This is a genomic window from Paraburkholderia ultramafica (genome assembly GCF_902859915.1).
GTDB classification, from domain to species: Bacteria; Pseudomonadota; Gammaproteobacteria; order Burkholderiales; family Burkholderiaceae; genus Paraburkholderia; species Paraburkholderia ultramafica.
Genome location: NZ_CADIKK010000008.1, coordinates 153,451 through 179,777, shown reverse-complemented (window position 1 = coordinate 179,777; position 26,327 = coordinate 153,451). Strand labels below are relative to the sequence as shown.

The 26,327-nt window shown below is 64.1% G+C and carries 22 protein-coding genes and 3 pseudogenes; 17 read left to right on the top strand and 8 right to left on the bottom strand.

Going from position 1 to position 26,327, the window contains the following annotated elements; all coding sequences use genetic code 11:
* Nucleotides 1-75 precede the first annotated feature (75 nt).
* Both HV744_RS11080 and HV744_RS11075 read left to right on the top strand, forming a co-directional pair.
* On the top strand, nucleotides 76-774 hold the full coding sequence (locus HV744_RS11080) for a dienelactone hydrolase family protein (RefSeq protein ID WP_175149532.1): 699 nt from the start codon (nucleotides 76-78) through the stop codon (nucleotides 772-774).
* A 259-nt stretch (nucleotides 775-1,033) separates the two neighbouring features.
* Complete coding sequence (locus HV744_RS11075; RefSeq protein WP_175149531.1) at nucleotides 1,034-2,551, top strand: amidase; 1,518 nt, start codon at nucleotides 1,034-1,036, stop codon at nucleotides 2,549-2,551.
* A gap of 213 nt (nucleotides 2,552-2,764) precedes the next feature.
* Here the strand turns inward: HV744_RS11075 and HV744_RS11070 are convergent, their stop codons facing one another.
* The 4 genes from HV744_RS11070 to HV744_RS11055 form a co-directional block, all read right to left on the bottom strand.
* A complete protein-coding gene (locus HV744_RS11070) occupies nucleotides 2,765-3,076 on the bottom strand; it encodes a high-potential iron-sulfur protein (RefSeq protein ID WP_175149530.1) in 312 nt (103 codons plus the stop codon).
* Nucleotides 3,077-3,283: 207 nt separating this feature from the next.
* The gene (locus HV744_RS11065) at nucleotides 3,284-4,390 is read right to left on the bottom strand and encodes an NAD(P)/FAD-dependent oxidoreductase (RefSeq protein WP_175149529.1); all 1,107 of its coding nucleotides are present in this window, start codon (nucleotides 4,388-4,390) and stop codon (nucleotides 3,284-3,286) included.
* A 336-nt stretch (nucleotides 4,391-4,726) separates the two neighbouring features.
* On the bottom strand, nucleotides 4,727-4,918 hold the full coding sequence (locus HV744_RS11060; protein ID WP_175149528.1) for a DUF4148 domain-containing protein: 192 nt from the start codon (nucleotides 4,916-4,918) through the stop codon (nucleotides 4,727-4,729).
* A 257-nt stretch (nucleotides 4,919-5,175) separates the two neighbouring features.
* Nucleotides 5,176-6,153 (bottom strand): AAA family ATPase, encoded by a 978-nt coding sequence (locus tag HV744_RS11055; protein WP_175149527.1) that lies wholly within the window; start codon nucleotides 6,151-6,153, stop codon nucleotides 5,176-5,178.
* Between the two features lie 294 nt (nucleotides 6,154-6,447).
* On the opposite strand from HV744_RS11055, the gene HV744_RS11050 reads away from it, so the two are divergent.
* Together HV744_RS11050 and HV744_RS11045 are read left to right on the top strand one after the other, a co-directional pair.
* Nucleotides 6,448-6,951, top strand: coding sequence for a hypothetical protein (locus HV744_RS11050; protein WP_175149526.1), 504 nt, complete (start codon nucleotides 6,448-6,450; stop codon nucleotides 6,949-6,951).
* A 78-nt stretch (nucleotides 6,952-7,029) separates the two neighbouring features.
* Nucleotides 7,030-7,827, top strand: coding sequence for an endonuclease/exonuclease/phosphatase family protein (locus tag HV744_RS11045; protein ID WP_175149525.1), 798 nt, complete (start codon nucleotides 7,030-7,032; stop codon nucleotides 7,825-7,827).
* 31 nt (nucleotides 7,828-7,858) lie between these two features.
* On the opposite strand, the pseudogene HV744_RS11040 reads toward HV744_RS11045, so the two are convergent.
* Nucleotides 7,859-8,828 (bottom strand): annotated as a pseudogene (locus HV744_RS11040) (aldose 1-epimerase).
* Nucleotides 8,829-8,845: 17 nt separating this feature from the next.
* Here HV744_RS11040 and HV744_RS11035 point away from each other — a divergent pair.
* From HV744_RS11035 to HV744_RS10980, 12 genes and pseudogenes are all read left to right on the top strand, one after another.
* Nucleotides 8,846-9,079: pseudogene (locus HV744_RS11035) on the top strand (ABC transporter permease); the annotation flags it as partial.
* Between the two features lie 435 nt (nucleotides 9,080-9,514).
* Nucleotides 9,515-10,285, top strand: coding sequence for a ferredoxin--NADP reductase (locus HV744_RS11030; protein WP_153134273.1), 771 nt, complete (start codon nucleotides 9,515-9,517; stop codon nucleotides 10,283-10,285).
* 430 nt (nucleotides 10,286-10,715) lie between these two features.
* The gene (locus HV744_RS11025) at nucleotides 10,716-11,564 is read left to right on the top strand and encodes a sensor histidine kinase (protein ID WP_175149524.1); all 849 of its coding nucleotides are present in this window, start codon (nucleotides 10,716-10,718) and stop codon (nucleotides 11,562-11,564) included.
* A 10-nt stretch (nucleotides 11,565-11,574) separates the two neighbouring features.
* Complete coding sequence (rqpR, locus tag HV744_RS11020; protein ID WP_175149523.1) at nucleotides 11,575-12,231, top strand: response regulator transcription factor RqpR; 657 nt, start codon at nucleotides 11,575-11,577, stop codon at nucleotides 12,229-12,231.
* 329 nt (nucleotides 12,232-12,560) lie between these two features.
* The gene (gene bcaP, locus HV744_RS11015) at nucleotides 12,561-13,952 is read left to right on the top strand and encodes a branched-chain amino acid transporter BcaP (RefSeq protein WP_175149522.1); all 1,392 of its coding nucleotides are present in this window, start codon (nucleotides 12,561-12,563) and stop codon (nucleotides 13,950-13,952) included.
* Nucleotides 13,953-14,841: 889 nt separating this feature from the next.
* Nucleotides 14,842-15,366 carry a (2Fe-2S)-binding protein gene (locus tag HV744_RS11010; protein WP_175149521.1) on the top strand — a complete coding sequence of 175 codons (525 nt, stop codon included), beginning with the start codon at nucleotides 14,842-14,844 and terminating at the stop codon, nucleotides 15,364-15,366.
* Between the two features lie 10 nt (nucleotides 15,367-15,376).
* The gene (locus HV744_RS11005; RefSeq protein WP_175149520.1) at nucleotides 15,377-17,761 is read left to right on the top strand and encodes a xanthine dehydrogenase family protein molybdopterin-binding subunit; all 2,385 of its coding nucleotides are present in this window, start codon (nucleotides 15,377-15,379) and stop codon (nucleotides 17,759-17,761) included.
* Nucleotides 17,762-17,783: 22 nt separating this feature from the next.
* Complete coding sequence (locus HV744_RS11000; protein WP_175149519.1) at nucleotides 17,784-18,581, top strand: FAD binding domain-containing protein; 798 nt, start codon at nucleotides 17,784-17,786, stop codon at nucleotides 18,579-18,581.
* A 161-nt stretch (nucleotides 18,582-18,742) separates the two neighbouring features.
* The gene (locus HV744_RS10995) at nucleotides 18,743-19,630 is read left to right on the top strand and encodes an AAA family ATPase (protein WP_175149518.1); all 888 of its coding nucleotides are present in this window, start codon (nucleotides 18,743-18,745) and stop codon (nucleotides 19,628-19,630) included.
* A gap of 5 nt (nucleotides 19,631-19,635) precedes the next feature.
* Nucleotides 19,636-20,970 (top strand): vWA domain-containing protein, encoded by a 1,335-nt coding sequence (locus HV744_RS10990; protein WP_246279002.1) that lies wholly within the window; start codon nucleotides 19,636-19,638, stop codon nucleotides 20,968-20,970.
* Nucleotides 20,961-21,557 (top strand): SRPBCC family protein, encoded by a 597-nt coding sequence (locus HV744_RS10985; RefSeq protein ID WP_175149517.1) that lies wholly within the window; start codon nucleotides 20,961-20,963, stop codon nucleotides 21,555-21,557. The genes HV744_RS10990 and HV744_RS10985 overlap by 10 nt, the downstream gene beginning before the upstream one ends.
* On the top strand, nucleotides 21,530-22,552 hold the full coding sequence (locus HV744_RS10980; protein WP_175149516.1) for an XdhC family protein: 1,023 nt from the start codon (nucleotides 21,530-21,532) through the stop codon (nucleotides 22,550-22,552). The genes HV744_RS10985 and HV744_RS10980 overlap by 28 nt, the downstream gene beginning before the upstream one ends.
* An 86-nt stretch (nucleotides 22,553-22,638) precedes the next feature.
* Here the strand turns inward: HV744_RS10980 and HV744_RS10975 are convergent, their stop codons facing one another.
* The 3 genes from HV744_RS10975 to HV744_RS10965 all read right to left on the bottom strand — a co-directional run bounded on the left by HV744_RS10975 (nucleotide 22,639) and on the right by HV744_RS10965 (nucleotide 25,093).
* The gene (locus tag HV744_RS10975) at nucleotides 22,639-23,379 is read right to left on the bottom strand and encodes a PepSY-associated TM helix domain-containing protein (protein WP_175149515.1); all 741 of its coding nucleotides are present in this window, start codon (nucleotides 23,377-23,379) and stop codon (nucleotides 22,639-22,641) included.
* Nucleotides 23,380-23,736: 357 nt separating this feature from the next.
* Nucleotides 23,737-24,765 (bottom strand): serine/threonine protein kinase, encoded by a 1,029-nt coding sequence (locus tag HV744_RS10970; protein ID WP_175149514.1) that lies wholly within the window; start codon nucleotides 24,763-24,765, stop codon nucleotides 23,737-23,739.
* Nucleotides 24,766-24,880: 115 nt separating this feature from the next.
* Nucleotides 24,881-25,093, bottom strand: coding sequence for a hypothetical protein (locus HV744_RS10965; RefSeq protein WP_042327325.1), 213 nt, complete (start codon nucleotides 25,091-25,093; stop codon nucleotides 24,881-24,883).
* A 409-nt stretch (nucleotides 25,094-25,502) separates the two neighbouring features.
* Here HV744_RS10965 and HV744_RS10960 point away from each other — a divergent pair.
* Nucleotides 25,503-26,078, top strand: a pseudogene (locus HV744_RS10960) (efflux RND transporter permease subunit); the annotation flags it as partial.
* Between the last annotated feature and the right edge of the window lie 249 nt (nucleotides 26,079-26,327).

The window sequence follows — 26,327 nt, the reverse complement described above, 5'->3', positions numbered from 1 at the left end:
CTTCAGCCATTCCGGCCTCTGGCATTTCGTTAAGACCGACCTCGCGCGGCATCGCGCGGGTCAATGGAGAACCCCATGAGCACGACTTCCCGATGGATCGACATCCCCGCCGGCAACGACAGTTTCGGCGGCTACCTGGCATTGCCCAAAGGCGGCAAGGGTCCGGCCGTCATCATCATTCAGGAAATCTTCGGCGTGAACGGCCACATCCGCTCGGTCGCGGATCAGTACGCGCAAGACGGCTACGTCGCGCTCGCACCGGACGTGTTCTGGCGCGTGCAGCCGCGCGTCGAATTGACGTATGACGGCGCGGATCGCGAAAAGGGCATCGAACTGATGCAGAAAACCAACCTCGATCAGGCGGTGGCCGATATCGGCGCGGCCGCAGCGGCGTTGCGCGCGATGCCCGAAGTCACCGGCAAGATTGCGGCCATCGGCTACTGCTTCGGCGGCCGGCTCGCGTATCTGGCCGCGGCGCAGGGCTCGCTCGACGGCGCGGTCGCTTATTACGGCGGCGGCATCCAGAACCAGCTCGATCAGGCCGCGAAGATCAAGGTGCCGATGCAGTTCCACTACGGCGAACTCGACGCGCACATCCCGGTGTCGGACGTCGGTCAGATTCAGGAACGCTTCGCCGGCCGCACCGACGTCGAGTTCAATATTTACCCGAACGCCGATCACGGCTTCAACTGCTCGGAGCGCGCGTCGTATAACCAGCGCGCAGCCGCGTTGGCGCATGGCCGCACGCTGACCTTCCTCGGCGAGCGTCTGTGACTCACGCCTGTGACGCGCGCTTGTGACTCATGTCTGCAACGCGCGTTTTCAATTCGCGCGTTTAATTTGCGCTTTCGAATCCGCGTGAGCAACGCTCGCGTGTAACTCGGTTACTCTCTCAAAGACGGCGTGTCGGCGACACGCCGTCTTTTTCCGTGCGCGACGATCAACCCCGGCGACGGGAAGCCCAGCAGAGCGGGTTCCTTGCACGCATAGGCAACCGGCAGAACCCACACTCGATAGCGAGGACCCATCCGCCGTGCAATCAGACTATCTCGCCCATGACGCCATCGGCCTCGCCGAGCTTGTGCGCACCCGCCAGGCCAGCGCGCGCGAATTGCTCGACGTCGCGATCTCGCGCACCGAGGCCGTCAATCCCGCGATCAATGCGATTGTCCTGAAGGACTACGATGCAGCCCGGCAACGCGCGTCGCGCGACGACGCGAACCGGACCAAGGGCGCAGGCAGTTCAGATGGCACGAGCGCGCAAGCAGCACTGGCTGGGGTGCCCTATCTGATCAAGGACCTCGGCGCCCCGGTCGCCGGATTGCGCATGGCGATGGGCAGCCGCCACTACCGCCACTTCATTCCTGAGCAGGATGCGCCGGTGGTCGCGCTCGCGAAAGCGGCCGGTCTCAACATCTTCGCGAAGACCAGCACCTCCGAACTCGGCCAGATGCCTTATACGGAGCCCGAACTATTCGGCGCGTGCCGCAATCCATGGAATCTCGACCACACGCCGGGTGGTTCGAGCGGCGGTGCGGCCGCAGCCGTCGCCGCGGGCATCGTGCCGCTCGCGCACGCGTCGGACGGCGGCGGCTCGATCCGCATTCCGGCTTCGTGCTGCGGACTGTTCGGCCTCAAACCTTCGCGCGGACGCGTGCCGCGCGCGGCGTCCCCCAGCGCCGGTGAACTCGGCATCGATCACGCGGTATCGCGCAGCGTGCGCGACAGTGCGTTGCTGCTCGATCTGCTGGCGGGCAATGCGGACCGGCCGCTCGGTGCGCCAGGCACGTTTCTGGGCGCGAGCCGCGAGCCGTGCAAGCCGTTGAACATCGCCTATGTCACCGAACCGATGCTGGCGCCGACGCTTTCCCCTGACTCACGTGCCGCACTCGAAGACGCCGCGCAACTCGCCAATTCGCTCGGCCATAACATCGAACCGGTTTCGCTCGGCATCGATTTCGCGGCGGTCCGCCATGCGTTTCTCACGTTGTGGTCCGTGACCGCGGAAGACATGGTGCTGAACGCCGAGCGCATCAGCGGGCACAAGCCTCAGCGCGCCGAGTTCGAAATTTCGACGTGGGCCATGGCGCATGTCGGCCGCAAACTCGGTGAACGCGGCCTGCCTGCCGCGCTCGACGAGCAGCGCCGCATCACCGGGCGTCTCACCGATTTGCTGCATCGCTACGACGCGATCCTGTGCGCGACGCTGGCCGCGGCGCCGATCAAGATCGGCGAGATGCGGCCCACCTCGGCGGAACGCATGCAGATGCGCGCCGTCACCGCGATGCCGCTCGAACCGCTGATGAAAAAGCTGCTGCTCGAAGCATCGAACAAAGCGTTCGCATGGGCGGGATGCACGGAGCTGTTCAATCTGAGCGGCCAGCCGGCGATGTCGGTGCCGCTTTACTGGAATGCGCGCGGGCTGCCGGTCGGTGTGCAATTCGCTGCGCGTGCCGGCGGCGAAGCGACGCTGCTGCGACTGGCGGCTCAACTCGAAGCGGCGCGGCCGTGGTTCGGCAGGCGACCGCCGTTGATCAAGGCGCGGAGTTAGATAGAGCGGCAACGGGGCGCCGGAAATGGTTTCGATGCGCGGGGTGCGTGGTAATCGGTCGGCAAGATGGCGGCGGATATCAAAGCCGATTGGCCCGACGAGGCGTCTGCCGCGCATGGCGGAAGACGCCTCGATGATCGAACCTCGCTCGCGCGCCGCCATGCTGCGGCGCATCTCGCGCGACACTGAAGACGCGCCGCGCTAAAAGCGTAGTTATGCCTTCTTGTTATAAGCGCTGCACCAACCCTTGACCGACACCTGCTTGCCCGCGAACATCGGGCAGGGGGCATAGGCGTCGGTGGCCTTGCCCTGGTAGAAGCTGCAGTTGCCGCAGTCCTGGCCCGCCGCGTATTTGGCGAACTTCGCCTTGTCGACTTTGCTCGCGTCCTCCTTATAGCCAAGCGCTTGCGCGGTCGGATCGGATTCGGTGACCTTCGGGGCATCGGCGAAAGCCTGGCGCGACAAAGCGAACGTGGATGCCACACCGATGCTGGTGATCAAAAACGTACGACGGGAAGATTTCATGGGGAATCACTCCGTTTATATTGAACTGAGCGCCGTTCTAGTGACAGCGGTCCCCAAGCATAGCAATGAAGCCGTCGCGCGTAACGGCCCAAATGATAGAGATAACCGAATTGGTACGACTCCGCGCTCGACAGCCGGCCACGGAGTAAGGAGTACCGGTGCATCGCGCAAGCCCAGGCGGCATACGCGCCGCAACGCGTGACGGCGTTACGCGCGCCCGCTCAACTCGCAAACCCGCTGCGCGATCGCAAGCGACGCCGTCAAGCCCGGCGACTCGATACCGAACAGATTGACGAGCCCGCGCACGCCATGCGCGGCCGGCCCCTGAATCACGAAGTCCGCGGCGGGTTCGCCCGGACCCGAAAGCTTCGGACGAATGCCCGCATATGCGGGCTGCAACGCGTCGTCGGGAAGCGCGGGCCAGTACGCGCGAATCGCCGCATAAAACGATTCCGCGCGGCGTGGATCGACGTCGTAATTGATTGCATCGACCCATTCGACGTCGGGACCGAAGCGCGTCTGGCCGCCGAGATCGATCGTCAGATGCACGCCGAGGCCAGCCTCGTTCGGCATCGGATAAATCAGCCGGCTGAACGGTGCGCGCCCCGAGATGCTGAAGTAATTGCCGCGCGCCAGATAGAGCGGCGGCACGTGACGCGCGTCGAGTCCGCGGATCTTGCGGGCCAGCGTGTTCGCATGCAGGCCGGCGCTGTTGATCACGCAGGCGGCGCTGATCGTGGTCGGCGCATCGCCGCCCGCCGTGATGACGAAGCGTCCATTGTTCGCTTCGATTGCCGTCACCGGCGCATGAAACGCGCACACCGCACCGTCGCGTTCGGCGTCGCCCTGCAGCGCCAGCATCAACTGATGACTATCGACGATACCCGTCTGCGGCGAGAACACCGCCTCGACACATTCGAGCGCGGGTTCGAGCGCTTGCGCCTGGTCGCCGGTGATACGCAGCAGATCGAGCACGCCGTTGTCGCGCCCCTTGGCCATGATGCTTTCAAGCTGGGGAATCTGGTTGCGCGAGGTGGCGACCAGCAGCTTGCCGCAGCGCGAATGCGGGACGTTGCGCTCGACGCAGTAGTCGTAGAGCATCTCGCGGCCGCGCACGCAGAGCGTGGCTTTCAGCGAACCGCGCGGATAGTAGATGCCCGCGTGAATCACTTCGCTGTTGCGCGAACTGGTGCCCACGCCGATCGCTTCGGCCGCTTCCAGCACGATCACCTCGCGCCCGCGCGCCGCCAGAGCGCGCGCCACCGCAAGACCGATCACGCCTGCGCCGATCACTACACATTCAATTTGGTCCATGTCCCTTGACGCGGCCAACTTCGCCGCGCGCTGCCTCGTTCACCCGATAGAGAGGAAGACAGGATGCGGTTATCGCGTACCGCACACCGCTCGCTGTCGAACGCACTGCCCTTTCGCAACCGCCACGCAAAATTGTACGACGCCGTACAGACAGAAATGCCCGCAAGTCAGAGCGATTGCGGGCATTGGGTCTTGAGCGCGTTTCAAACGTAGCGGCCGGACTGATTCAGTGTACGCCGTCGAAGCTCATAACGCTCGCTTCTTCGCGCATCCGCTGAACTCGACGGACGTGCTGGGCGGGTTCGGGCCAACCGGAAACCGGACCGACGCCAGAGCTCAGTCCTGCGTGCTCATCGCGCGATGCGATGCCTCCACCAACTCGGTCTTCACTTGCGCGCGGGTCTGATCGCCCGGTTGCGTGTGCGTTGCGACTTCCGGACGATACGACGTCGCCGGACCATAGCCGCTGGCGAAAGCCGGTGCGGCAATAGCGGCGGAGAAGAGCAATGCGGAGGAGGCGGTTCTCATGATGGTTTCCATAGTGTTTGATATCGGGTTTTATGCTTTGCGCAGTGACGCCTGGCTTCGTCGCGCAGCAGTCACCTCGTTGGATCTCAGTGTAATACCCAGCTATCAAAAAACTAGATCGATTGAAATCAACTTAGCATCTCGAAAATAGCAACAATTGCTACGGCATTCACTGCGTTTCCTGTATGGATTCCCGGTTTTCGGCCGAAAAAAAGCCGCCCGGAGGCGGCTTTCGTACGAAAAAAGTGCAAATATGCTCAAAAACCGATCGGTTTTCGCCGATTTCCATAGTCGAGGCGAATATCGGCGGCTTCGATCCGATCGCGTCCGTCGATCCGCGCCGCGCCGAAGCCATTCAGAATCGCGCGGCGCATTTCACGCGGCGATGCCGGCTTCAGCGCGTCGAGCGCGGCATCGCCGAGCACTTCGGGAAAACGCAGCCCCCAGTTATGCGCCGAGCGGATCTCGTCGTAGATCGACTGCGCGATGCGCCGCGCACCGTCGCGATCCGGCGGCGGAATCTCATACACGTTCATCCGGTTCAGGATCGGCTCGGGAATCGAGCGCTCGTCGTTCGCCGTCGCGATCCAGATCACGTTGCCCGCATTGATCGGAATCTCGGCGAATTCGTCGATGAAGCTCTGCGCGGTGTCGTGTTCGAGCAGCGCGTACAGCGCCCCGAGCGGATCGTATTGCGAATCGCCGGTGGCCTTGTCGATTTCGTCGACGGCGATCACCGGGTTCGCGTAGCTGCCGTTGACGAGCGCATCGAACACCTTGCCGGGCTTCGCGTTTTTCCATTGCGACGACGCGCCCGACAGAATCCACCCCGCCGTCAGCGAACTCATCGCCACGTATTGGTAAGCGGTGCCGAGCAGGCGCGCCAACTGCTTCGCAAAGTGCGTCTTGCCGATGCCGGGGTCGCCGAGCAGCAGCATCGGCATCAACTCGAGCCGGTCTTCGGTTTCGAGACACAGCGCGACCTGCTTGCGGATGTCGTCGAGCGGCACCGAGAAATTGGGCAGCGCGTCGATCAGATCGTCGATTGACGGCATCCGGTTCGGCTTGACGCAGAAGCGCAGATTGCCGGTCTTCAACATCTTTTCGTACGTTGCGCGCAGCGCCTCGCTCGCGCCTTCGCCGAGATCGTTCAGCGCGGTCTCGACCTGATCGAGGTCGTACACCCGACTGAAAGACGCCACGGCGATTTCCTGTTTGACCATTGCTGTCGTCATCGCACACCCCGTCTGGCTGGTCCTGCTCTGGCGGCGCCTGGTGAGCGCCGTTTCAAGTCCAGTGTAACGACGACAGATTCGCGTGCAAGCCAGCAGTCGTGCGGCTCTGCTGCTAACAACGGAGCGCTTTCGACAAGGCCTTGATGGCAGTCCTCTTGGGGCATTGACCGCCTTATCCGCAATGTATTGTTGCTGAACCCGGCCCCGTTCGAAGTGTCAGAAAACGTTGCAGCCATCAGGGGTAAGATGGCCCTCTGACTACACGCGCCGACGCAGTGACCGGAGATTCCTGCTATGTGGAAAACCAGTATCGTGGCCGTGCTGCTTGGCACTTCGTTGCTTGCGAACGCACAACAACGGCCGGCGCAGCAGGTCGTGCAATGGCAGTTGCAGGTGATGCGCGACGGCCAGCAGATCGACGCGTTCGACGGCACCACCACGGTTGGCCAGGCGCGCACCGATACGCATCACCAGACGGTGCAGCATAACGTCGGCTGTAAGGACCAGCCCGCCGGCAGCCTCGATCTGTCGCGCACGCTGACCGTCTCGCCGCTGCGGGCGGATGCGCACGAGATCATGCTGTCGATCGACGCGCAGGAAACGCTCGAGGACGACACCGCGCGGCAAACCGACATCGGCTGCAAGCTGCCGCCGCAGCCGCGCCAGGTGAACGCGAGCCATCCGGGCCTGATGGTGACGCCCGGTCAATGGGCCAGCTGGACGATCGTCGACAAGAATCCGAACCTGGTCTACCGCGTGCGTGCGAGTCTCGCGGATGGCGCCAGCAATGCGAATTGATGCAAGCGACGCACGACGCACAGGCGAACAACGCGCGCACAACCTAAGCCTTCAAACAGAACACGTGGATAACGCGGCATGCGAAACCCAGAAGAATTGATCCGCGAGAGCTTCGCGCCGAACGATTTCGTCGCGGTGAGCTGGAACCTGCACAAAGGCCGCACACCGCTCGGCTTTCAGGCCTGGCAGGCAATGCAGCGCTGGGTCCAGTCGACTCACGCGGACGCCTATTTTTTGCAGGAAGCGATGGCGCGGCGCATGCCGTCGCCGGTGCTGGCGAGCAGTTTCGGCGCGCCTCTCGGCGATCCGCTGAACGATGTCTGGCACTGCCAGGCTACTGAAATCGCCCGCGCGCTGGAACTCGAAGTGGCGCTCGGGCCGAACGTGTTCAAGCCGTCGTGGCGGCACGGCAATGCGATTTTGTCGCCGCATCCGCTCGATCTCGGCGGACGCTGGGACATCTCCGCGCATCGCTTCGAAAAGCGTGGCTTGCTGGTCGCGCGGGCGACTTTCGGCGGTCACTCGGTCACGCTGTTGTGCGCGCACCTTGCGCTCACACGCCCGGCGCGCTTGCGGCAGATGAACTGGATCGCGCACTGGATCGAGAAGGAAGCGCCCGACGGTCCGCTGGTGCTGGCCGGCGATTTCAACGACTGGCGCAACGACTCGGTGCCGCTGTTTCGCGAGCACGGTCTGCATGAAGTGGCGACGCTGCTCGGCGAAGCGGGCCGCACGTTCCCGGCCTTCTCGCCGGCGCTGGCGCTCGACAAGATGTTCGTGCGCGGCATGCAGCCGATCGAATGGATCCAGCCAACGCAGGAAACCGCGTGGCTCTCGGATCACTTGCCGTATATGGCTCGCTTGCGGGTTGGATGAGTGAGGGGCGAGCTGGTGGTTGCCGACGCAATTACCCGCGTTGCGGCGTCCACTTCAGCGTTGCAGCGATCTCCTCGCCCGGCTGCAACACGCAGCCGCCCACCCGCTCACGCATGCCGACCGCGTTGAAGCAGTCGGTGGTGTTCGTCACCGGTTCCACGCACAGTTGAGCGTCGTTGGCCGGCGCGAACACCACCATGTGATCGAACGGCGCGTCGGCGGTCATCGTCAAGCGGCGGTGTTCGTCGGGCCAGGCGATGGTCGCCTCGCGCGTCCAGTTCGCGAAGTTGTTGTCAAGATCGAACGCATCGGGCGACATGCCTTCACGCAACGCTTCGACTGCGGGATGCGAACCGAGATGCGTCGGCAACACGTCGGCGTCGGCGTGCCACATCGGCATACACGCGGGTTTGCGCGGTGCGTGGATAGTACGGGTGATGCCCCATGCCGAACGGCATCGGCCGCCCGGACAGGTTTTGCGCGGACAGCGCGATGCACAGCGCACCGCCGCGCAACTCGATGCGCTGTTGTGCCCGATAGCGAAACGGCCAGTCGCCGGGCACCCGCGCATCGGGCTCATGTTCGAAGTGCAGTTCCACTGAGTTCCCGGTACGCGCCCCCACCTGCCATGGATGCCGCCACGCATTACCATGCAGCGCGTGCTCGAAGCGGACGTCATTGCCGAAGAGGTCGATGGTGCCGCCGTCGAACTCGAAACGCGCGTCGCGAATCCGGTTGCAGTACGGAAACAGCGGGAAACTCGCCATCCGCAGCGGATCGCGTTGCTCGAACGCTGCTTGCGCAGCCGGCCGCAGCCAGTGCAGCGGACCATCGGGCGTGACTTCGTAAAAAGCCGCGAGCGCGCCGCCCACGTCGGGCGCAATCACCGCCCGCAGCGCGCCGGCCGTCAGCGTGACGAGCGTGGCTGCTAGCGCGGGATCGTCGAGCCACGCGAGTTCCGTGGTGAGCGGTCGGATCGGATTCAAGGAAACGTCGCGCATGGTCAGAAGAGGCGAGGCTAGGCGGCACGCTGCTCACCGGCGGCGAAGGTTCGGTGGTGATGACGATTGCCGGCGTGCTGCTGCTCGGCCTGGTGTTCAACCTGCTGAACTTCGAAAACGGGCTGGGTTTTATCAGCTTGTCGGCGTACTGGCAGTCGGTGATTCGCGGCGTGTTCCTGCTGCTGGTGATCGTGTTGCAGGCGAGAGTGCTGAAGCAGCGCGGGAAAAAGCGGGTGGCGGCGCCGGCGTAATCGGCTCGATGAGTGGGCGAGTTCGCCGCGTTTGCCAGTTTTATCAGCAGGGTCAATGCTGCAGCGCACGCCGCGTTTCGGTATGATCCTGACCATGTTGCCCGCGCGACGCGCCTATGCGGCGTATGCCAGACAGCAGATGGCAGCCGCCCTGCGCGGTTTTCGCCCGTCGCCGTACCCTTGCTGAAGCGCGGCCGCATCCACCGCCAATGCAGTTCGCGGCGCCCGATTGTCTCGACAGCCGGCGCCGCCGCTTCCAGGTCCGGCAACCCGCTTCACCACGCTCAACCGCCGCGCCGCCGCCCTCTGGCGGCGGGCGCGGTAAAATAGCGGATTGCGCGTGACTCCCGACCACGGGTTAGCGCAGCATCGCCCTTGCCGTGCCGGCCGGCTCAAACGACTGGCCGCCTTTGTTTTCGCACTATCCAAGAAGCCATGAGCAACCTGAATTCACAAACCGTCCTGAGCGTCCATCACTGGACCGATACGCTTTTCAGCTTCACCTGCACGCGCGATCCGTCGTTCCGTTTCGAAAACGGCCAGTTCACGATGGTGGGCCTCGAAGTCGAAGGCAAGCCGCTGATCCGCGCATATAGCCTCGCGAGTGCAAACTACGAGGAACACCTCGAATTCCTGAGCATCAAGGTGCAGGACGGTCCGCTCACGTCGCGTTTGCAGCATCTGAAAGTCGGCGACGAAGTCCTGATCGGCAAAAAGCCGGTCGGCACGCTGATGGCCGACAACCTGCTGCCGGGCAAGACGCTGTGGCTGCTGTCCACCGGCACGGGCCTCGCGCCGTTCATGTCGATCATCAAAGATCCGGACATTTACGACCGTTACGAGCGCGTCGTGCTCACGCACACCTGCCGTTTCGTCGACGAACTGGCGTACAAGGAATACATCACCGATCACCTGCCGGCGCACGAACACCTGGGCGAACTGGTGCAGGAAAAGCTGCTGTACTACCCGACCGTCACACGCGAAGCGTTCCAGAACCGCGGCCGTATCACCGAGTTGATCGAAACCGAAAAACTGTTCGCCGACCTCGGCGTGCCGGGCTTCTCGCTCGAAGACGACCGCGTGATGCTGTGCGGCAGCCCGCACATGCTGCGCGACACGCGCAAGCTGCTGGACGACCTGGGCTTCCAGGAAGGCAGCAACAACGCGCCGGGTCACTACGTGGTCGAGAAGGCGTTCGTCGGCTAAGCCGCGTTCGTTTTTTGCGGCCCAGGCCGCGGATTCAGCGAAAAGGAGCCTTCGGGCTCCTTTTTTGTTGCCGGTTACAACTCGACGCCGTACGTTTGACATTTGGCGTCGGTATTCTTCCTACATAGCGCCGGCCCTCAAACATCAACCATTGCATGAGGTGTAGACGCTAACCCTTGGTATGACTGCATTTTTTCTTTTTTTGAGATATGATCGCGCCGCACGATCAGTCGATTGAGAAGCTTTTCGCGGCCCCGCTCAATTGTTACTGAATGTAAATGTCGTTACTTCGCACCATAGCGTTTTGCCCGTTTCGCGCGACGCGTGACGGCTATACCTGGAGGCTAGAGACTCGCATGCGTTCTTTTGTCTTCGCGCCGTCGATGCGCACCCGTTTCGCTGTCCACATGGCTTCCTGAGAGGGAAACGCATGGAAACGTCGACTGTGGTCCCGTTCAACGCCCAGCTTCCTTCGTCAGTGGCCCGTGACGGATTCGACACGCCGTCAGCGTCCGCCGAGCGCGAACTTGCACAACTGCGCGCGCGGGTGCGCGAACTGTCGGCCGAACTCGTTCAGGCGCAGGAAACCGCCTGCCGCCATGTGGCGCGCGAACTGCACGACGGCGTCGGCGCCGAACTGACCGCCACGCGCTTCGCGCTGGCCAGCGTCGAAACCTGGCTGCCCGCCGATGCGCCGCCGCAGTGCGCCGCCGCGCTTGCTGTCGCGAACCGTTCGCTCGACGCCGTGTGCGCGGCGAGCCGCCAGGCCGTCGCGGAACTGCACGCGCCGTCGCTCGAGGCGGGCATCGTCGGCGCACTGGCGCACTGGACCAGCGACTTCGCCACCCGCACGCAACTGCGCACGAGTTTCGTCTGCGCCGCCGACGTCCGTCTCACGCGCCTGCCCACCGACGCGGCGCTAGCCGTGTTCCGCGTCGCGCAGGAAGCGCTGAACAACATCGTCAAGCACGCGCGGGCCGAATCGGCCGACGTGCGGATCGAAACCAGCCGGCGTCACCTCACGCTGCTCGTCAGCGACGACGGCATCGGGCTCACGCGCAACGCCCGTGACCGCCGCGGCCACTTCGGCCTGAGCGGTATGCAGGCGCGCTGCGCCGCGTTCGACGGCACGCTGCGCATCAGCGCCCGGCGCGCCATCGGTTCGCAGCGCGACGCCAGCGGCAACGCGTCGCGCGGAACGCTGCTGCAGGCACGCTTCGCATGGGACGCGATGCTCGCGCACGCGCCTCGCGCCGAGCGGCGCGCGCTGCAATCGTGAGCGCACCGTCATGAGCCTGCGCATCCTGATCGCCGAAGACCACGCCGTGGTTCGCCAGGGCGTCCGCCAATTGCTGCTCGACCGCGGCGTGGCGCGCGAAGTCACCGAGGCGCAAAGCGGCGCCGAAGCCCTCAACGCCGTCGGTCTGCAGAGCTACGACGTCGTGCTGCTCGACATTTCGCTGCCCGACATGAACGGCGTCGAAGTGCTCAAACGTTTGAAGCGCAAGGCGCCGCGCGTGGCCGTGCTGATGTTCTCGATGTACCGCGAGGACCAGTACGCGGTGCGCGCGTTGAAGGCGGGAGCCGCCGGCTACCTGTCGAAAACGGTCGATGCCGCGCAGATGATCGGCGCGATCCAGCAGGTCGCGGCGGGCCGCAAATACGTGAGCCCGGCGATGGCCGAAGCGCTGGCCGACTATGTGTCGTTCGACGGCGAACAGTTGCCGCACGAGAAGCTCTCCGATCGCGAATATCAAACGCTCTGCATGCTCGCGTCGGGCAAACGGCTGACGGATATCGCCGCCACGCTGTCGCTATCGGTGAAAACGGTCAGCGTGTACCGCACGCGGCTGCTCGAGAAAATGAAGCTGCGCAATAACGCCGAACTGACGTTCTATGTGATGAGCAACCGCCTCGTCGATCTGAATCCGGCGATGGCGGGCTGACGCGCCCCGGGCTGATGCGCCCCGGGCTGACGCGCCCGCTTTGCCGTCGCTGCCCCCACGTCTAATGAATAGCTCGCCGTCGCCCCGGCGCGTTTGCAAGAGAGAGATTCCCTCCCCAATATTCGCGCATCGAGCGAAAGCTTTGCTGCCGGCATGCTTCCGGCGCACGAACGCAATGCCCGAAGCCCCTCCAGCCGGGAGTTTCCGCCCGCCCCGTATGCGGTAAACACTCCATCCGAAAATAGTGCGGCGGCGCGCATCCGTTAAAATTGAGGGTTTCCCCCGACATTCGGCGCGCAACACGCGTGCACTACTGGAGACCCACGCCAATGTCCCTGTTTCGCAAAAAGAGCGTCGAGCACATGATCGCGGCAAGCGCTCAGAACGCCGGCCTGAAAAAAGCGCTCGGTGCGCTTGATCTGACTTTCCTCGGTGTCGGCGCCATTATCGGCACCGGCATTTTCGTCCTGACCGGCACGGGTGCCGTCCAGGCCGGCCCGGCCCTGATGGTCTCGTTCCTGATCGCGGCGGTCGCATGCGGTTTTGCTGCGCTCGCCTACGCCGAATTCGCGTCGACGATTCCGGTCGCGGGTTCCATCTACACGTATTCGTATGCGACGCTCGGCGAGCTGGCCGCGTGGATCATCGGCTGGGATCTGATGCTCGAATATGGGCTGGCGACGTCGGCGGTATCGGTGGGCTGGTCGGGCTATCTGCAGTCTTTGCTGTCGGGCTTCGGCGTGTCGTTGCCGGTCGCGCTGACGGCGGCCCCGGGTGCGTTGCCCGGGCATGACACGCTGTTCAACCTGCCCGCGTTCCTCGTGATGATGGCGATCACCACGTTGTTGTCGGTCGGTGTGCGTGAATCCGCGCGGATCAACAACGTCATGGTGGCGATCAAGGTGACCGTGGTGCTGCTGGTGATCGCCGTGGGCGTCTTCCACGTGACGCCGGCCAACTGGCATCCGTTCATGCCGAACGGCTGGAACGGCGTATTCGGCGCGGCGGCGGTGATGTTCTTCGCGTTCATCGGATTCGATTCGGTGTCGTCCGCGGCGGAAGAGGTGAAGAACCCGAAGCGCGATCTGCCGATCGGCATCATTGCGTCGCTGGGCGTGTGTGCGGTGCTGTATGTGGCGGTGGCGGCGGTGGTCACGGGCATCGTGCCGTCGGCGACGTTCGCGAATATTTCGCACCCGGTGTCGTATGCGTTGCAGGAAGCGGGGCAGACGTGGGTCGCGGGCTTTATCGACCTCGGCGCCGTGCTCGGCATGCTGACCGTGATTCTGGTGATGGCTTATGGTCAGACCCGGGTGATCTTCGCCATGTCGCGCGATGGCCTGTTGCCGGCGCGGCTTTCGGGGCTGCATCCGCGCTTTGCGACGCCGTTCTTCACGACGTGGCTCGTGGGGATTTTCTTTGGCTTGATTGGTGCGCTGGTGCCGTTGAACGTGTTGGCTGAGCTGATCAATATCGGCACGTTGGCCGCGTTTTCGATGGTGTCGATTGCGGTGCTGGTTTTGCGCAAGACGCATCCTGAATTGCCGCGTGCGTTCCGGTGCCCGGGTGTGCCAGTCGTGCCGGTTCTTGCTGTGGCGTCCTGTCTGTTCCTGATGCTCAATCTTCAGGGGGTGACGTGGGCGGCGTTTGTGATCTGGCTGCTGATTGGCATGGTCATTTATTTTGGGTATTCGCGGCGGAATTCGAAGCTGGCGAAGTAGGTTTTTTTTGCCTGCGCGGCGCTTGGTTGGCTGTGTTCCTCGGGTGTTGGCCTTTCCTTGTTTTCATGGTGGTCTATTAGCGTTGCCCCTGTGCGGGGCGGCACCTACTTTCTTTGCATGCCGCAAAGAAAGTAGGCAAAGAAAGCGGCTTTAAACCGCTAATACTTAAGCGGGTCCCCTGGCTTGGAGGGGGCAGTGGTGCATCTGGAATCCGTGCATTCGCACATTCCACCTCCGTGACAAGGCAGTCATTCTTCCGGCGGCGCTTCGCGCGCCGACGCGGTACTTCATCAAACCGCCAGCCAATTCTCAGGCAAAAAGCGCCGCCTGGGCCATCAGCGATTTGGCGCCTCGCCGAGCGAAGCCGATCGCATTTCGTTGCGCAGAAATTCCCCCCGGTTTCCCTTGCATACCCATCCGCGACGCACGAAGTGCGGAGTGGGAGCGGATGACGGCTTTGTCACTAGCGCGGAATGTGCGAGCGCACAGATTCCAGATGCACCACTACCCCCTCCAAGCCTGGGGACCCACTTATGAGCTGGCGGTGTGAGCCCGCTTTCTTTGCTTACTTTCTTTGCGGCGGCAAAGAAAGTGAGTGCCGCCCCGCACAGGGGCAACGCTAATAGACCACCATGAAAACAAGGAAAGGCCAACACCCGAGGAACACAGCCAACCAAGCGCTCGCACACTTCCCCCCATAGCGCACCCGCCCGATTTGTGCTTTACTTTTCGGCAGCCTCATAAGAACCGAAGCACCCGTATCGGACCCCACGAACAGGCAGCTGAAGGCAAGAAAACCCAAGGTCCGGTCTCACCCACGAGCAACCACGTTGCATGGGACCAGAGTAAGCGCTAAAGCGCCAACTCTGGCCGACACAGGAGACACTTCATGGCGATCAGCATTAGTCTGACGGTGAACGGCGCGCCCATCAGCGCCTCAATCGACCCCGGCACCCTGCTTGTCCAGTTCCTACGCGATCAACTCCGCCTCACCGGCACGCACATCGGCTGCGATACAGCCCAATGCGGCGCATGCACGGTCCACCTGAACGGCCGCGCGATCAAATCCTGCAACATCCTCGCGGTGCAAGCCGAAGGCGCGGACATCACCACCATCGAAGGGCTCGCGCAGAACGGCGCGCTGCATCCGATGCAGGCCGCCTTCAAACACTGCCATGGTCTGCAGTGCGGCTTCTGCACGCCCGGCATGGTGATGTGCGCCGTCTCGCTCGTGCAGAGTCAGCCCGATCTCACCGGCGACGACGTGCGCGCCCAGCTCGACGGCAACCTGTGCCGCTGTACGGGCTATCACAACATCGTCAAAGCAGTGCTCGAAGGCGCCGAAGGCATGAAGTCCTCCGGCACGGCCAACGCCAATGCAAACGCAGCGGCCACCGCGCCCGCCACCGCCTGAGGAGCCGACGATGAACGCACCCGAAACCCACAGCCTCATCGGCACTTCCGTCGAACGTAAGGAAGACTACCGGTTTCTGACCGGCAACGGCCAGTACACCGACGACATCGTGCTGCCCCAGCAAACCTATGCAGTGTTCCTGCGCTCGCCGTACGCGCACGCGAAGATCACCAGCATCGACACCGCCGCGGCGAAACAATCGCCGGGCGTAGTCGCGATCTTCACCGGCGCGGACATGGCGGCGGACAACGTCGGCGGCCTGCCGTGCGGCTGGCTGATCCACAGCACCGACGGCAAGCCGATGAACGAGCCGCCGCATCCGATCATCGCGCATACGAAAGCGCGTCACGTCGGCGATCAGGTCGCGCTCGTGATCGCCGATTCGATCAAGGCCGCGAAAGACGCCGCCGAATTGATCGAGGTCGACTACGACGTGCTGCCCGCCGTGGTCGACACCGCGCATGCGGCCGACCCGGGCCAGCCCGCCGTTCACGACGAAGTGCCGGACAACGTCTGCTACAACTGGGGCCACGGCGACAAAGCCGCGACCGACGCCGCGTTCGCCAAAGCCGCGCACGTCACCACGCTCGACATCGTCAACAACCGGCTGATCCCGAACGCGATCGAACCGCGCGCGGTCAACGCGAGCTACTCGGTGCAGGACGACAGCTACACGCTCTATGTCGCGAATCAGAATCCGCACGTGGAGCGTCTGCTGATGGCCGCGTTCGTGCTGTCGCTGCCGGAGTCGAAGCTGCGCGTGATTGCGCCGGACGTCGGCGGCGGCTTCGGTTCGAAGATCTTCCTGTACGCCGAAGACGTCGCGCTGACGTGGGCTTCGAAGAAGATTCGCCGCCCGGTCAAATGGACCGCCGAGCGCTCGGAAGCGTTCGTCTCCGACGCGCATGGCCGCGATCACGTGACCAAGGCCGAACTCGCGATGGACGCGGACGGCAAGTTCCTCGCGATGCGCATCCACACGATCGCCAACATGGGCGCGTATCTGTCGACCTTTGCGTCGAGCGTGCCGACCATCCTGTACGCGACGCTGCTCGCCGGGCAGTACGCGACGCCCGCGATCTATGCCGAGGTGAAAGCCGTCTTCACCAACACCGTCCCCGTCGACGCTTATCGCGGCGCGGGCCGCCCCGAAGCGACGTATGTCGTCGAGCGTCTGGTTGAAACCGCGGCGCGCGAGATGAAGCTTGATCCGGCGGAAATCCGCCGCCGCAATTTCATCCGCCAGTTTCCGTACGCAACGCCGGTCGGCCTCACCTACGACATCGGCGACTACGACACGATCCTCGCGCGCTCGCTCGAACTCGCGGACGTCAAAGGCTTCGCCGCGCGTAGACAGGAATCCGAACAGAACGGCAAGCTGCGTGGTCTCGGCTACTCGTGCTACATCGAAGCCTGCGGCCTCGCGCCGTCGAACATCGCGGGCGCGTTGGGCGCGCGCGCCGGCCTCTTCGAAGTCGGCCAGATTCGCGTGCATCCGACCGGTTCGGTCACCGTGTTCACGGGCTCGCACAGCCATGGCCAGGGGCACGAGACAACCTTCGCGCAAGTGGTCGCCGACCGGCTCGGCATTGCGCTGGAAAGCGTCGAGATCGTCCACGGCGACACCGGCCGGATTGCGTTCGGCATGGGCACGTATGGCTCGCGCTCGATCGCGGTCGGCGGCTCGGCAATCATGAAGGCGCTCGACAAGATCGAAGCCAAGGCGAAGAGAATCGCCGCGCACCTGCTCGAAGCCGCAGTGGAAGACATCGAGTTCAAGGACGGCGTCTTCCGCGTCGCGGGCACCGATCGCACCAAGGCGTTCGCCGACATCTCGCTCGCCGCTTACGTGCCGCACAACTATCCGCTCGACGTGCTCGAACCGGGCCTCGAAGAAAGCGCGTTCTACGATCCGTCGAACTTCACCTACCCGGCCGGCGCGTACATCTGCGAGATCGAGGTGGATCCGGAGACCGGCGAGTGTCGTATTCAGCAGTTCACCGCGGTCGACGATTTCGGCAACGTGATCAATCCGATGATCGTCGAAGGCCAGGTGCATGGCGGCCTGGCTCAAGGCATCGGCCAGGCGATGCTGGAGCGCTGCGTGTACGACAACGACAGCGGCCAGTTGCTGTCCGGCTCGTACATGGACTACGCGATGCCGCATGCGTCCGATCTGCCGGACTTCACCGTCGAAACCGCGAAGGGCACGCCGTGCACGCATAATCCGCTCGGCGTCAAAGGCTGCGGCGAAGCGGGCGCGATCGGCTCACCGCCGGCGGTGATCAACGCGATCATCGACGCGCTCACGCCGCTCGGCGTGACCGACCTGCAAATGCCGGCCACGCCGCATCGCGTGTGGTCCGCGATTCAAGCGGCCAAGCAACCCCACTGAGATCCTGAGCGGAGCATTCGACATGTATTCATTCGAGTATCAACGCGCGACGGATCCGCAAGCGGCCGCCGCCATCCTCACCGCCGACAGTGAAGCGAAGTTTCTGGCCGGCGGCCAAAGCCTGCTGCCCACCATGCGGCTGCGTCTCGCGCAGCCGTCACAACTGGTCGACGTGACGCGCATTCCCGCGCTCAGGTCGATCACCGTCGACGCGAAAACGGTGACGATCGGCGCGGCCGTCTGTCATGCCGACGTCGCGGATCACGCAGAGCTGCGGCGCGTGTCGCCGGCGCTCGCGGATCTCGCTGCGCACATCGGCGATCGCCAGGTGCGCGCGCTCGGCACGATCGGCGGCTCGCTCGCCAACAACGACCCGGCCGCCTGCTATCCGGCGGCGGCCATGGCGTTGGACGCGACCATCGTCACCGACCGGCGGCGCATTACGTCGAGCGATTTCTTCGTCGGCATGTACGAGACCGCGTTGGCGCCCGATGAGCTGATCGTCGCCGTCGAGTTTCCGGTGCCCGAGCGTGCGGCTTACGAGAAGTTCAACCATCCGGCGTCGCACTTCGCGCTGGTCGGCGTGTTTGTCGCGAAGTTCGCGAGCGGCGTGCGCGTCGCGGTGACAGGCGCGGCGGCTTCGGTCTTTCGCGTGCCGGAACTGGAAAGCGCGCTGTCGGCGAATTTCACGCCGGAAGCTGCACGCGCGGTCAGCGTGCCGGCTGCCGATTTGAATACCGACATGCACGCGAGCGCCGAGTACCGGGCGCATTTGATCCCGGTGCTGGCCGCACGCGCGGTGACGAGGGCGAACGGTTAGCGATCCTCTCTATGGGCGGCTGACGTGTTGTGGCTTTTGCTTGAGCACGTCGGCCCCGTTCATTAATGCGCGCGGCGCAACACGCGCAGGCAAGTTGCGCGCTTTCCGCTTCACTGGCGTCGCGTTTCACCGAGCAGACAGCGCGCAGATTCAGGACCTCCATGCAGCCAGCTTCAATCGACGACACCCTCGCGCAACTCGCCGCTCAACGCTATTTCGCCAGCCGCGAGCTGGCGACCGCGCTGTATCTCGCGTTGCGGATGGAGCGGCCGTTGTTCGTCGAAGGCGAGCCGGGCGTCGGCAAGACCGAGCTCGCCAAAGCCGCCGCCGGCATGCTCGGCACCACGATGTTGCGGCTGCAATGCTACGAAGGCCTCGACACGGCCAGTGCGCTCTACGAATGGGACTATCCACGGCAGATCATGGCGCTGCGTCTGGCCGAAGCCGCTGGCGAGCGCCCTGACAACGACACCTTGTATCGCGGGGAATTCCTGCTGAAGCGGCCGTTGCTGCAAGCGCTGATGCCGGACGAACATCACCCCGCCGCGCAGCGCGTGCTGCTGATCGACGAGATCGACCGCGCCGATGAGCCGTTCGAAGCGTTCCTGCTGGAACTGCTTTCGGACTTCCAGGTATCGATTCCCGAATACGGCACCGTACGCGCGGCGCAGCCGCCGCTCGTCGTGATGACGTCGAACCGCACACGCGAAGTGCACGACGCGTTGAAGCGCCGCTGCCTGTATCAATGGATCGGCTATCCCGAGCGCGATCGCGAGCTGGAGATCGTCGCCGCGCGCGCGCCGCAAACGTCGGCGGAGTTGCAGCGGCGGGCGGTCGATTTCGTGCATCGGCTGCGCGGCATGGATCTGTTCAAGGCGCCCGGCATCGCCGAGACAATCGACTGGTGCCGCGCATTGGAAGCGCTGGCCGTGACGGAACTCGATCCGCAATCGGTGCAGAACACGCTGGGCGTGCTGCTCAAGTATCAGGACGATCTGGCGCGCGTGGACGCCACGCAAATCGCGCAGTGTCTAGCCGCACCGGGATAGTGAGCATGACGAACCGAACTGAAACAGGTGGTAGCGACGCCTCCGACTCATACCCGCAAGTGGGTTTGCCGGGCGCGCGAACAGTGAACGCGACCTCAAACGAGCCGATCACGCCGCTCGACGACACCCCCACGCTCGCTCGCAATGTCGTCCATTTCGTGCGCGTGCTGCGCGGCGCCGGCATGCCGATGTCGCCCGCGCAAGCCGTCGACGCACTCGCCGCCTTGCACTGGATCGATCTCGGCCGCCGCGACGACGTACGCGCCGCACTCGCCGCGCTGCTGGTCTCCGCACCCGACGAACGCGATCTGTTCAACGCCGCCTTCGAATTGTTCTGGCGCGACCCGGATTGGGAAGGCAAGCTGCGCGCGCTGCTGCTGCCGAAAGTCCGCGACGGGCTGCCGCCGCCCAAACGCAACAACCGTCTCGCCGATGCGCTGGCGGTACGCACGCCGCCAGCGCCGCACCGCAAAGCGCCGCTGGAAACCGAACAGCACGAACTGCACGCGCACGTCACTTTCAGCCCGGAAGAGCGGCTGCGTCATCGCGATTTCGACACGCTTTCCGCCGACGAATGGCGCACCTTGCGTCATCTGATCCGCGGCCAGCGTCTGCCGCTCGCCACCGAGCCGACACGCCGGCTGAAGGCCGCGTCGCATGGCACGCATGCGGACTTGCGCGCGAGCGCGCGGCACGCGGTGCGCGCGGGCGGCGACTGGACCGTGTGGAAGTATCGCGCGGTGGTCCAGCGCAAGCCGCCGCTCGTGTTGCTGCTCGACATCTCCGGCTCGATGAGCAATTATTCGCGCGCGGTGCTGTATTTCTGCCACGCGCTTTTGCAGTCGCGCGAACGCTTGCAGGTGTTCCTGTTCGGCACGCGGCTCACCAACGCGACGCGCGCGCTGCGCGAGCGCGATCCCGACGTGGCGATCGCGACGCTCACCGATCAGGTGGTCGACTGGTCGGGCGGCACGCGGATCGGCGCGGCGCTCGCTGAATTCAACCGCCGCTGGGCACGCCGCGTGCTGACCGGCAGAGCCACGGTGCTGCTCGTCACCGACGGCCTCGATCACGAAGCAATCGACGTGCTCGATACCGAGATGGCGCGCCTGCACCGCTTCGCACACCGTATCGTCTGGCTCAATCCGCTGCTGCGTTTCAGCGGCTTTTCTCCGAAGGCGCGCGGCGTGCAGGCGATCCTGCCGTATGTCGACGCGCATCGTCCGGTTCATAATCTAGACAGTCTGGCAGCGTTCGGCCGCGACTTTGCGCAACTCACGCGTGCGCCTCGTCCGAGCATCGCGGCCACAACCATCGCGGGAGCAACGTCATGGAATTGACCGAAACCCACACACTGCCGGTTGCGCAGCAGCGTACGTGGGACGCGCTGAACGACACCGGGATTCTGCGCGCCTGCATCCCCGGTTGCGAGAGTATCGACCCGGATGGTGAGAATGCGTATCTGGTGACGCTGAGCGCCGCCGTCGGTCCGGTCAAGGCGCGCTTCAAGGGACGCATGCAGCTCACCGACATCGACGCGCCGAACGCGTACAACATCGTGTTCGAAGGCCAGGGCGGCGCGGCGGGTTTCGCCAAGGGCAGCACGCATGTCACGCTCGAGCCCGATGGCGACGCCGCGACGAAGCTGACGTACACGGCGAGCGCGCAGGTCGGCGGCAAGCTCGCGCAGATCGGCTCGCGGCTGATCGACGGCGCAGCGCGTAAAATCGCTGGCGAGTTCTTCAAGCGCCTGGGTGCGCAGGTAGCGGGAGACGCTGACGGCGCAACGGCTGCGGACGGCGATGAAGCGGGATCCGCTGCAACCGCGCAGCAAGATACGGAATCGAACGGCGCCGCGGACACCGAGCCCGGCGCCGGCGCAACGAAGAGGAAGAAATCATGGACAGCGTGGATCTCGAAGTCCTGAAGTCCAGCGCACGCTGGCTGGGAGAGGGACATCGCGCACTACTGGTGACGGTGGTGAAGACGTGGGGCTCGTCGCCACGTCCCGAAGGCGCGATGCTCACGGTGCGCGACGACGGACTCGTGGTGGGTTCGGTATCGGGCGGCTGCATTGAAGACGATCTGATCGACCGCGTGCGGCAAAGCGGCATCGAGCAGACGCATCCGGAAGCGGTGAAGTACGGCATCACGGCGGAGGAAGCGCATCGCTTCGGCCTGCCTTGCGGCGGGACGATCCAGTTGGTGCTCGAGCCGTTGACGCCGCAAAGCGGCATCGCCGAACTGTGCAGCGCGGTGGAGAACGGCCGCCTCGTCGCGCGCGAAGTCGACATGACGACCGGTGTGGTGCGGCTCGGCGATGCGCAGGCGACAGACGGCGTGCACTTCGACGGCGAGCGTCTGTTGACCATACACGGCCCGCGTTACCGGATGCTCGTGATCGGCGCGGGGCAGTTGTCGCGCTATCTGTGTCACATCGCGGTGGGGCTCGATTATCAGGTGACGGTGTGCGATCCGCGCGAAGAGTACACAGAAGAGTGGAACATTCCCGGCACGAAGATCGTGCGAACGATGCCGGACGACACCGTGATCGACATGAAGCTCGACGAGCGCTGCGCGGTGATCGCGCTGACGCACGATCCGAAGCTCGACGATCTCGCGCTGATGGAAGCGCTGAAAACACCGGCGTTTTATGTCGGCGCGTTGGGTTCGAGAAGGAATAACCAGGCGCGGCGCGAGCGGCTCAAGGAGTTCGATCTGAACGAGACCGAGTTGGCCCGATTGCATGGGCCGGTCGGGATTTATATCGGCAGCCGGACGCCGCCTGAGATCGCCGTTTCGATTCTTGCCGAGGTGACGGCGGCCAAGAACGGCGTCTCGCTGCCGACGCTGCTTCAGGTTGAAGGCGCGAAAGCGGCACGGGAGATTGCAGCTTCCGGCGGCACGGCATGTAGCGTTTAGCCCAGGTTTTGCAGGCGCAGCGCGGTTGGCGCTTCGCGCGCCGCGCCCGCCTGCGCGGCGTGCAGAACGCAACGCAAAACGATCGCTTACATCAATCCGCACACCACAGCCGCGATCACCGACCCGCCGATCAACATAACCCCCACCACGCGGCGTTTATTCAGCTCGGTCCACAGCAGCACGCCGGTCAGCGACAGCAGGATGATGCTGCCGGCAATCGTGTCGATCAACAACACCCAGCCGACGCTCAAGCCCACACCTTTGTGCAGATTGTTCATCGTCGCGAGAAACGAGTTCTGTGTGCGCTTCACCGCAACGAAGCCATTGCCGACCCAATACTCGGCCTGCACGCTTTGCGTCGGCCCCATGATGCCGACCTGCCAGAACTCCGGCTGCATCGTGCTGCGATCGCCCCACGCCACCGGATGCGCAGGCTCGCGCTTGGTGCGCCCCGGCTTGCCGTCGATCTTCAACTCGCTCTTGAGCCACTTCGCCATGTCCATCGGCGAACGCAGCGGCTTTTGCGGCACGGGAATCTGCATTTCCTCGACCTGCGGCTCACCGGTCGGCACCTTCAGCAGGCCGCCCTGATGGTTCAGCAGAAAGCCGGTCGCGCCGAACATCAATCCGAGCACCGCGCCCCACAAGCCGACCCAGCCATGCACCTTGCGCAGCCACTTGATGAACGTCGCCCGCCGCGAACGTAGGCGCCGCGCCGCCTGCTCGGCGTCGTCCATCAGATGATGGCCGCGCTCCGGCGTGTGAGCGGTGCATTGCGTGCCGCCACCAGCAGCAGGCTTCATTTCGATCGAATCAGGCGCGTTCACATCCAGGCTCCGGGCGCAGCGGGTGAATCCGTCGCCGGCGCGCGGCGACGAAACGCGCGCTCACCCAGCTGCGGTTAAAAAAGTATTCAAGGGAAGGGCCGAACGATCCGGCTTGCGGTCCAGGCCGTCCGGCTGAGAGGCTGGCTGGCAGTCACAGAGGAGGAGGAAAGTGACAAATAGCTGGCGATGCCTTTCAATTGAGAATGGCTATCATTACATAATTAAGCGGTTTGCTCAATCTCAACGCGCGGCGGTGGAATCGCCGAGCGTGGTGTCGCAAGCGCCTTGAGGCGCCTGCTCGAACGCGGCAGACCCGCTAGCCGCACTCGCTGCCGCATCGCGCGGCAAGGCCATCGCTCAGACCGGCCAGAGCGGCCCTTCCTGCATCGCGCCGATCTGCTCGCGCATTTCGAGAATGCGATCTTCCCAATAGCGCTGCGTGTTGAACCACGGAAACGCCGCCGGAAACGCCGGGTCGTCCCAGCGACGCGCGAGCCACGCCTGATAGTGGATCAGCCGCAGCGTGCGCAACGCTTCGACCAGATACAGTTCGCGCGGCTCGAACTCGCAGAAGTCCTCGTAACCGGCGAGCAGATCCGCCAGCGCACGCGATGCCTCGATGCGCTCGCCCGGCAGCAACAGCCACAAATCCTGCACGGCCGGGCCCATGCGGCTGTCGTCGAAGTCGACGAAATGCGGGCCTGCGTCGGTCCACAACACATTGCTTGGATGGCAGTCGCCGTGCATTCGCAGCATGCGGATGTCACCAGCACGCTCGAACGCGCGCTCGACACCTTCGAGCGCGAGGTTCACCACGGTTTCCCACGCGGTGCGCACGTCGTCGGGCACAAAACGCTGAGCGAGCAGGAAGTCGCGCGGCTCATAGCCGAAGGTGTGGATGTCGAGCATGGGACGCTCCGCATAGTCCTGCGTCTGCCCGACCGCATGAATGCGGCCGATAAAACGCCCCAGCCATTCGAGTGTGTCGCGCCGGTCCAGGTCCGGCGCGCGGCCGCCACGGCGCTCGAAGATCGAGAAGCGGAAGCCGTCGAAGGTATGCAGCGTTCGGCCCTCCAACGCGCGCGCGGGCACCGCCGGAATCTCGCGCGCGGCGAGATCGGCGACGAACGCATGTTCTTCGAGGATGGCCGCGTCGCTCCAGCGCTCGGGGCGATAGAACTTCGCGACCACGGGCGGCCCGTCTTCGACGCCCACCTGGTACACGCGGTTCTCATAGCTGTTGAGCGGCAGCATGCGCCCGTCAGTACGCACACCGACCGTGCTGAGCACGCTGTCGATTGCGTCGAGCACGATTTCCGGCTTCAGCCGGGCGAAAGGCACGGCGCCGTTCGCGCCGTCCTGTGGATCGAGATTGTCGTCGTTCATGCCCGCATTGTGCGCCGTGCCGCCGTCAAAGACGAGGGCGCTGGTTCACGATACGGATCAAATCGCGGATTACAACGCGACTACAACCTGCATACGCGTTGAAATCAAAACACCTTCAATGCATCTGCGCGCTCGACGGGCGCACCTGCTCGCCCGTGTCGATCAGGTCTTCGAGGAAAAAGGGTTCAGTATTGAGGTGCGGCGATGCGCCGGGCTCACCGGCATACCACGCCACCATGGCCATGTCGCCGAGAATGCGCATGACGATCCCGCGTGCGCCTTGCGGCACGGCGATATGCACCGACCGGACAATGGAACCGATTTGCATGATGTTTCCCCGTTTCTCCCGTAGCCGGCTTGGTGATTTCATGCCGGTCAAGGTGATGATAAAAGCGTCGCTTCGCCGCTAACGTTGCGTACGCACCCAATCTGCTGCGCGTGATACGCGTGAGAGGTTCGAGTCATTGTTCCCGTTTTGCGGGGCTTTGGAAAGCGCGAATTAAAGGCTCTTCAACCGTCGTTTCGCCCTATTCCAATTACGGTGCGCGCGACCGATGATCTGGGCGTAAGACGTCGTAACGGGACCATCATAAACCCTGCTTGGGGTGAGAGACAAAAACGTGCACTGTCAGGACGATCCGCCCAATATGTGCGCCGCGCCCGCCCGCCGCCGCCCGCCGCCCGCACCATGCCCGCGACGTGCGCCACGTCCGCCCCGCGCGCGGCGTCGCGGTCTGCGGCTTTCAGCGCCTGCGCTAGTCATGTGGATCGTGCATCACGCGCCTGCGCAAACACGCAATCCGTTCATGCGCGTGCACTACGCTTTCGAACGCGGCTTTGCGCGCACGCGCGAGCGCTACCGCGTGTTTCTCGAAGCGCGCGTCGCGCGGCCGGGTCTGTTCGTGACGCTGTTTCTGCTCTGCTGTGGCGCGTCGATGCTGTTGATGCCGTTCCTTGGCCGCGACTTTTTCCCGGCTGTCGACGCGGGCACGATCGCGCTGCATCTGCGCGCGAAAACCGGAATGCGGGTCGAGGAAACCGCGGTGGTGACCGATCGCGTCGACACGCGGATTCGTCAACTGATACCGGCGGGCGAGCTGCATTCGATCATCGACAACATCGGCTTGCCGGTGTCGGGCATCAACCTCTCGTATAGCAACACCGGCACGATCGGCACCTCGGATGCCGACGTGCTGATCACGCTGACTCCCGATCATCACCCGAGCGCCGCATACGTGCGCAAGTTGCGGCGCACGCTCACCGACGAATTCCCCGGCGTGCAGTTCGCGTTCCTGAGTGATCGGATTCAGTCAGCGCTTTCAGTCAGCAGTTTTACTGCGACGAAAATGCGGCGCCGCGCGTGCTGCGCGCTCGCATGAGCGGCGGCACTGCGCTTGCGCGGACGCGAACGCGAACGCGCCAGCGCGTAATCCACGCGCCTATGACGCGCGACCCAGCGCGCATCGAATAGTGCCAACAAGAAAGGCCAGCGTAAGCAAACACTTCATTTTTTTCGCTCGGTTTGCTGCGCCGCGCCAATCGTCGCGAGCCTTGCAGCGCTG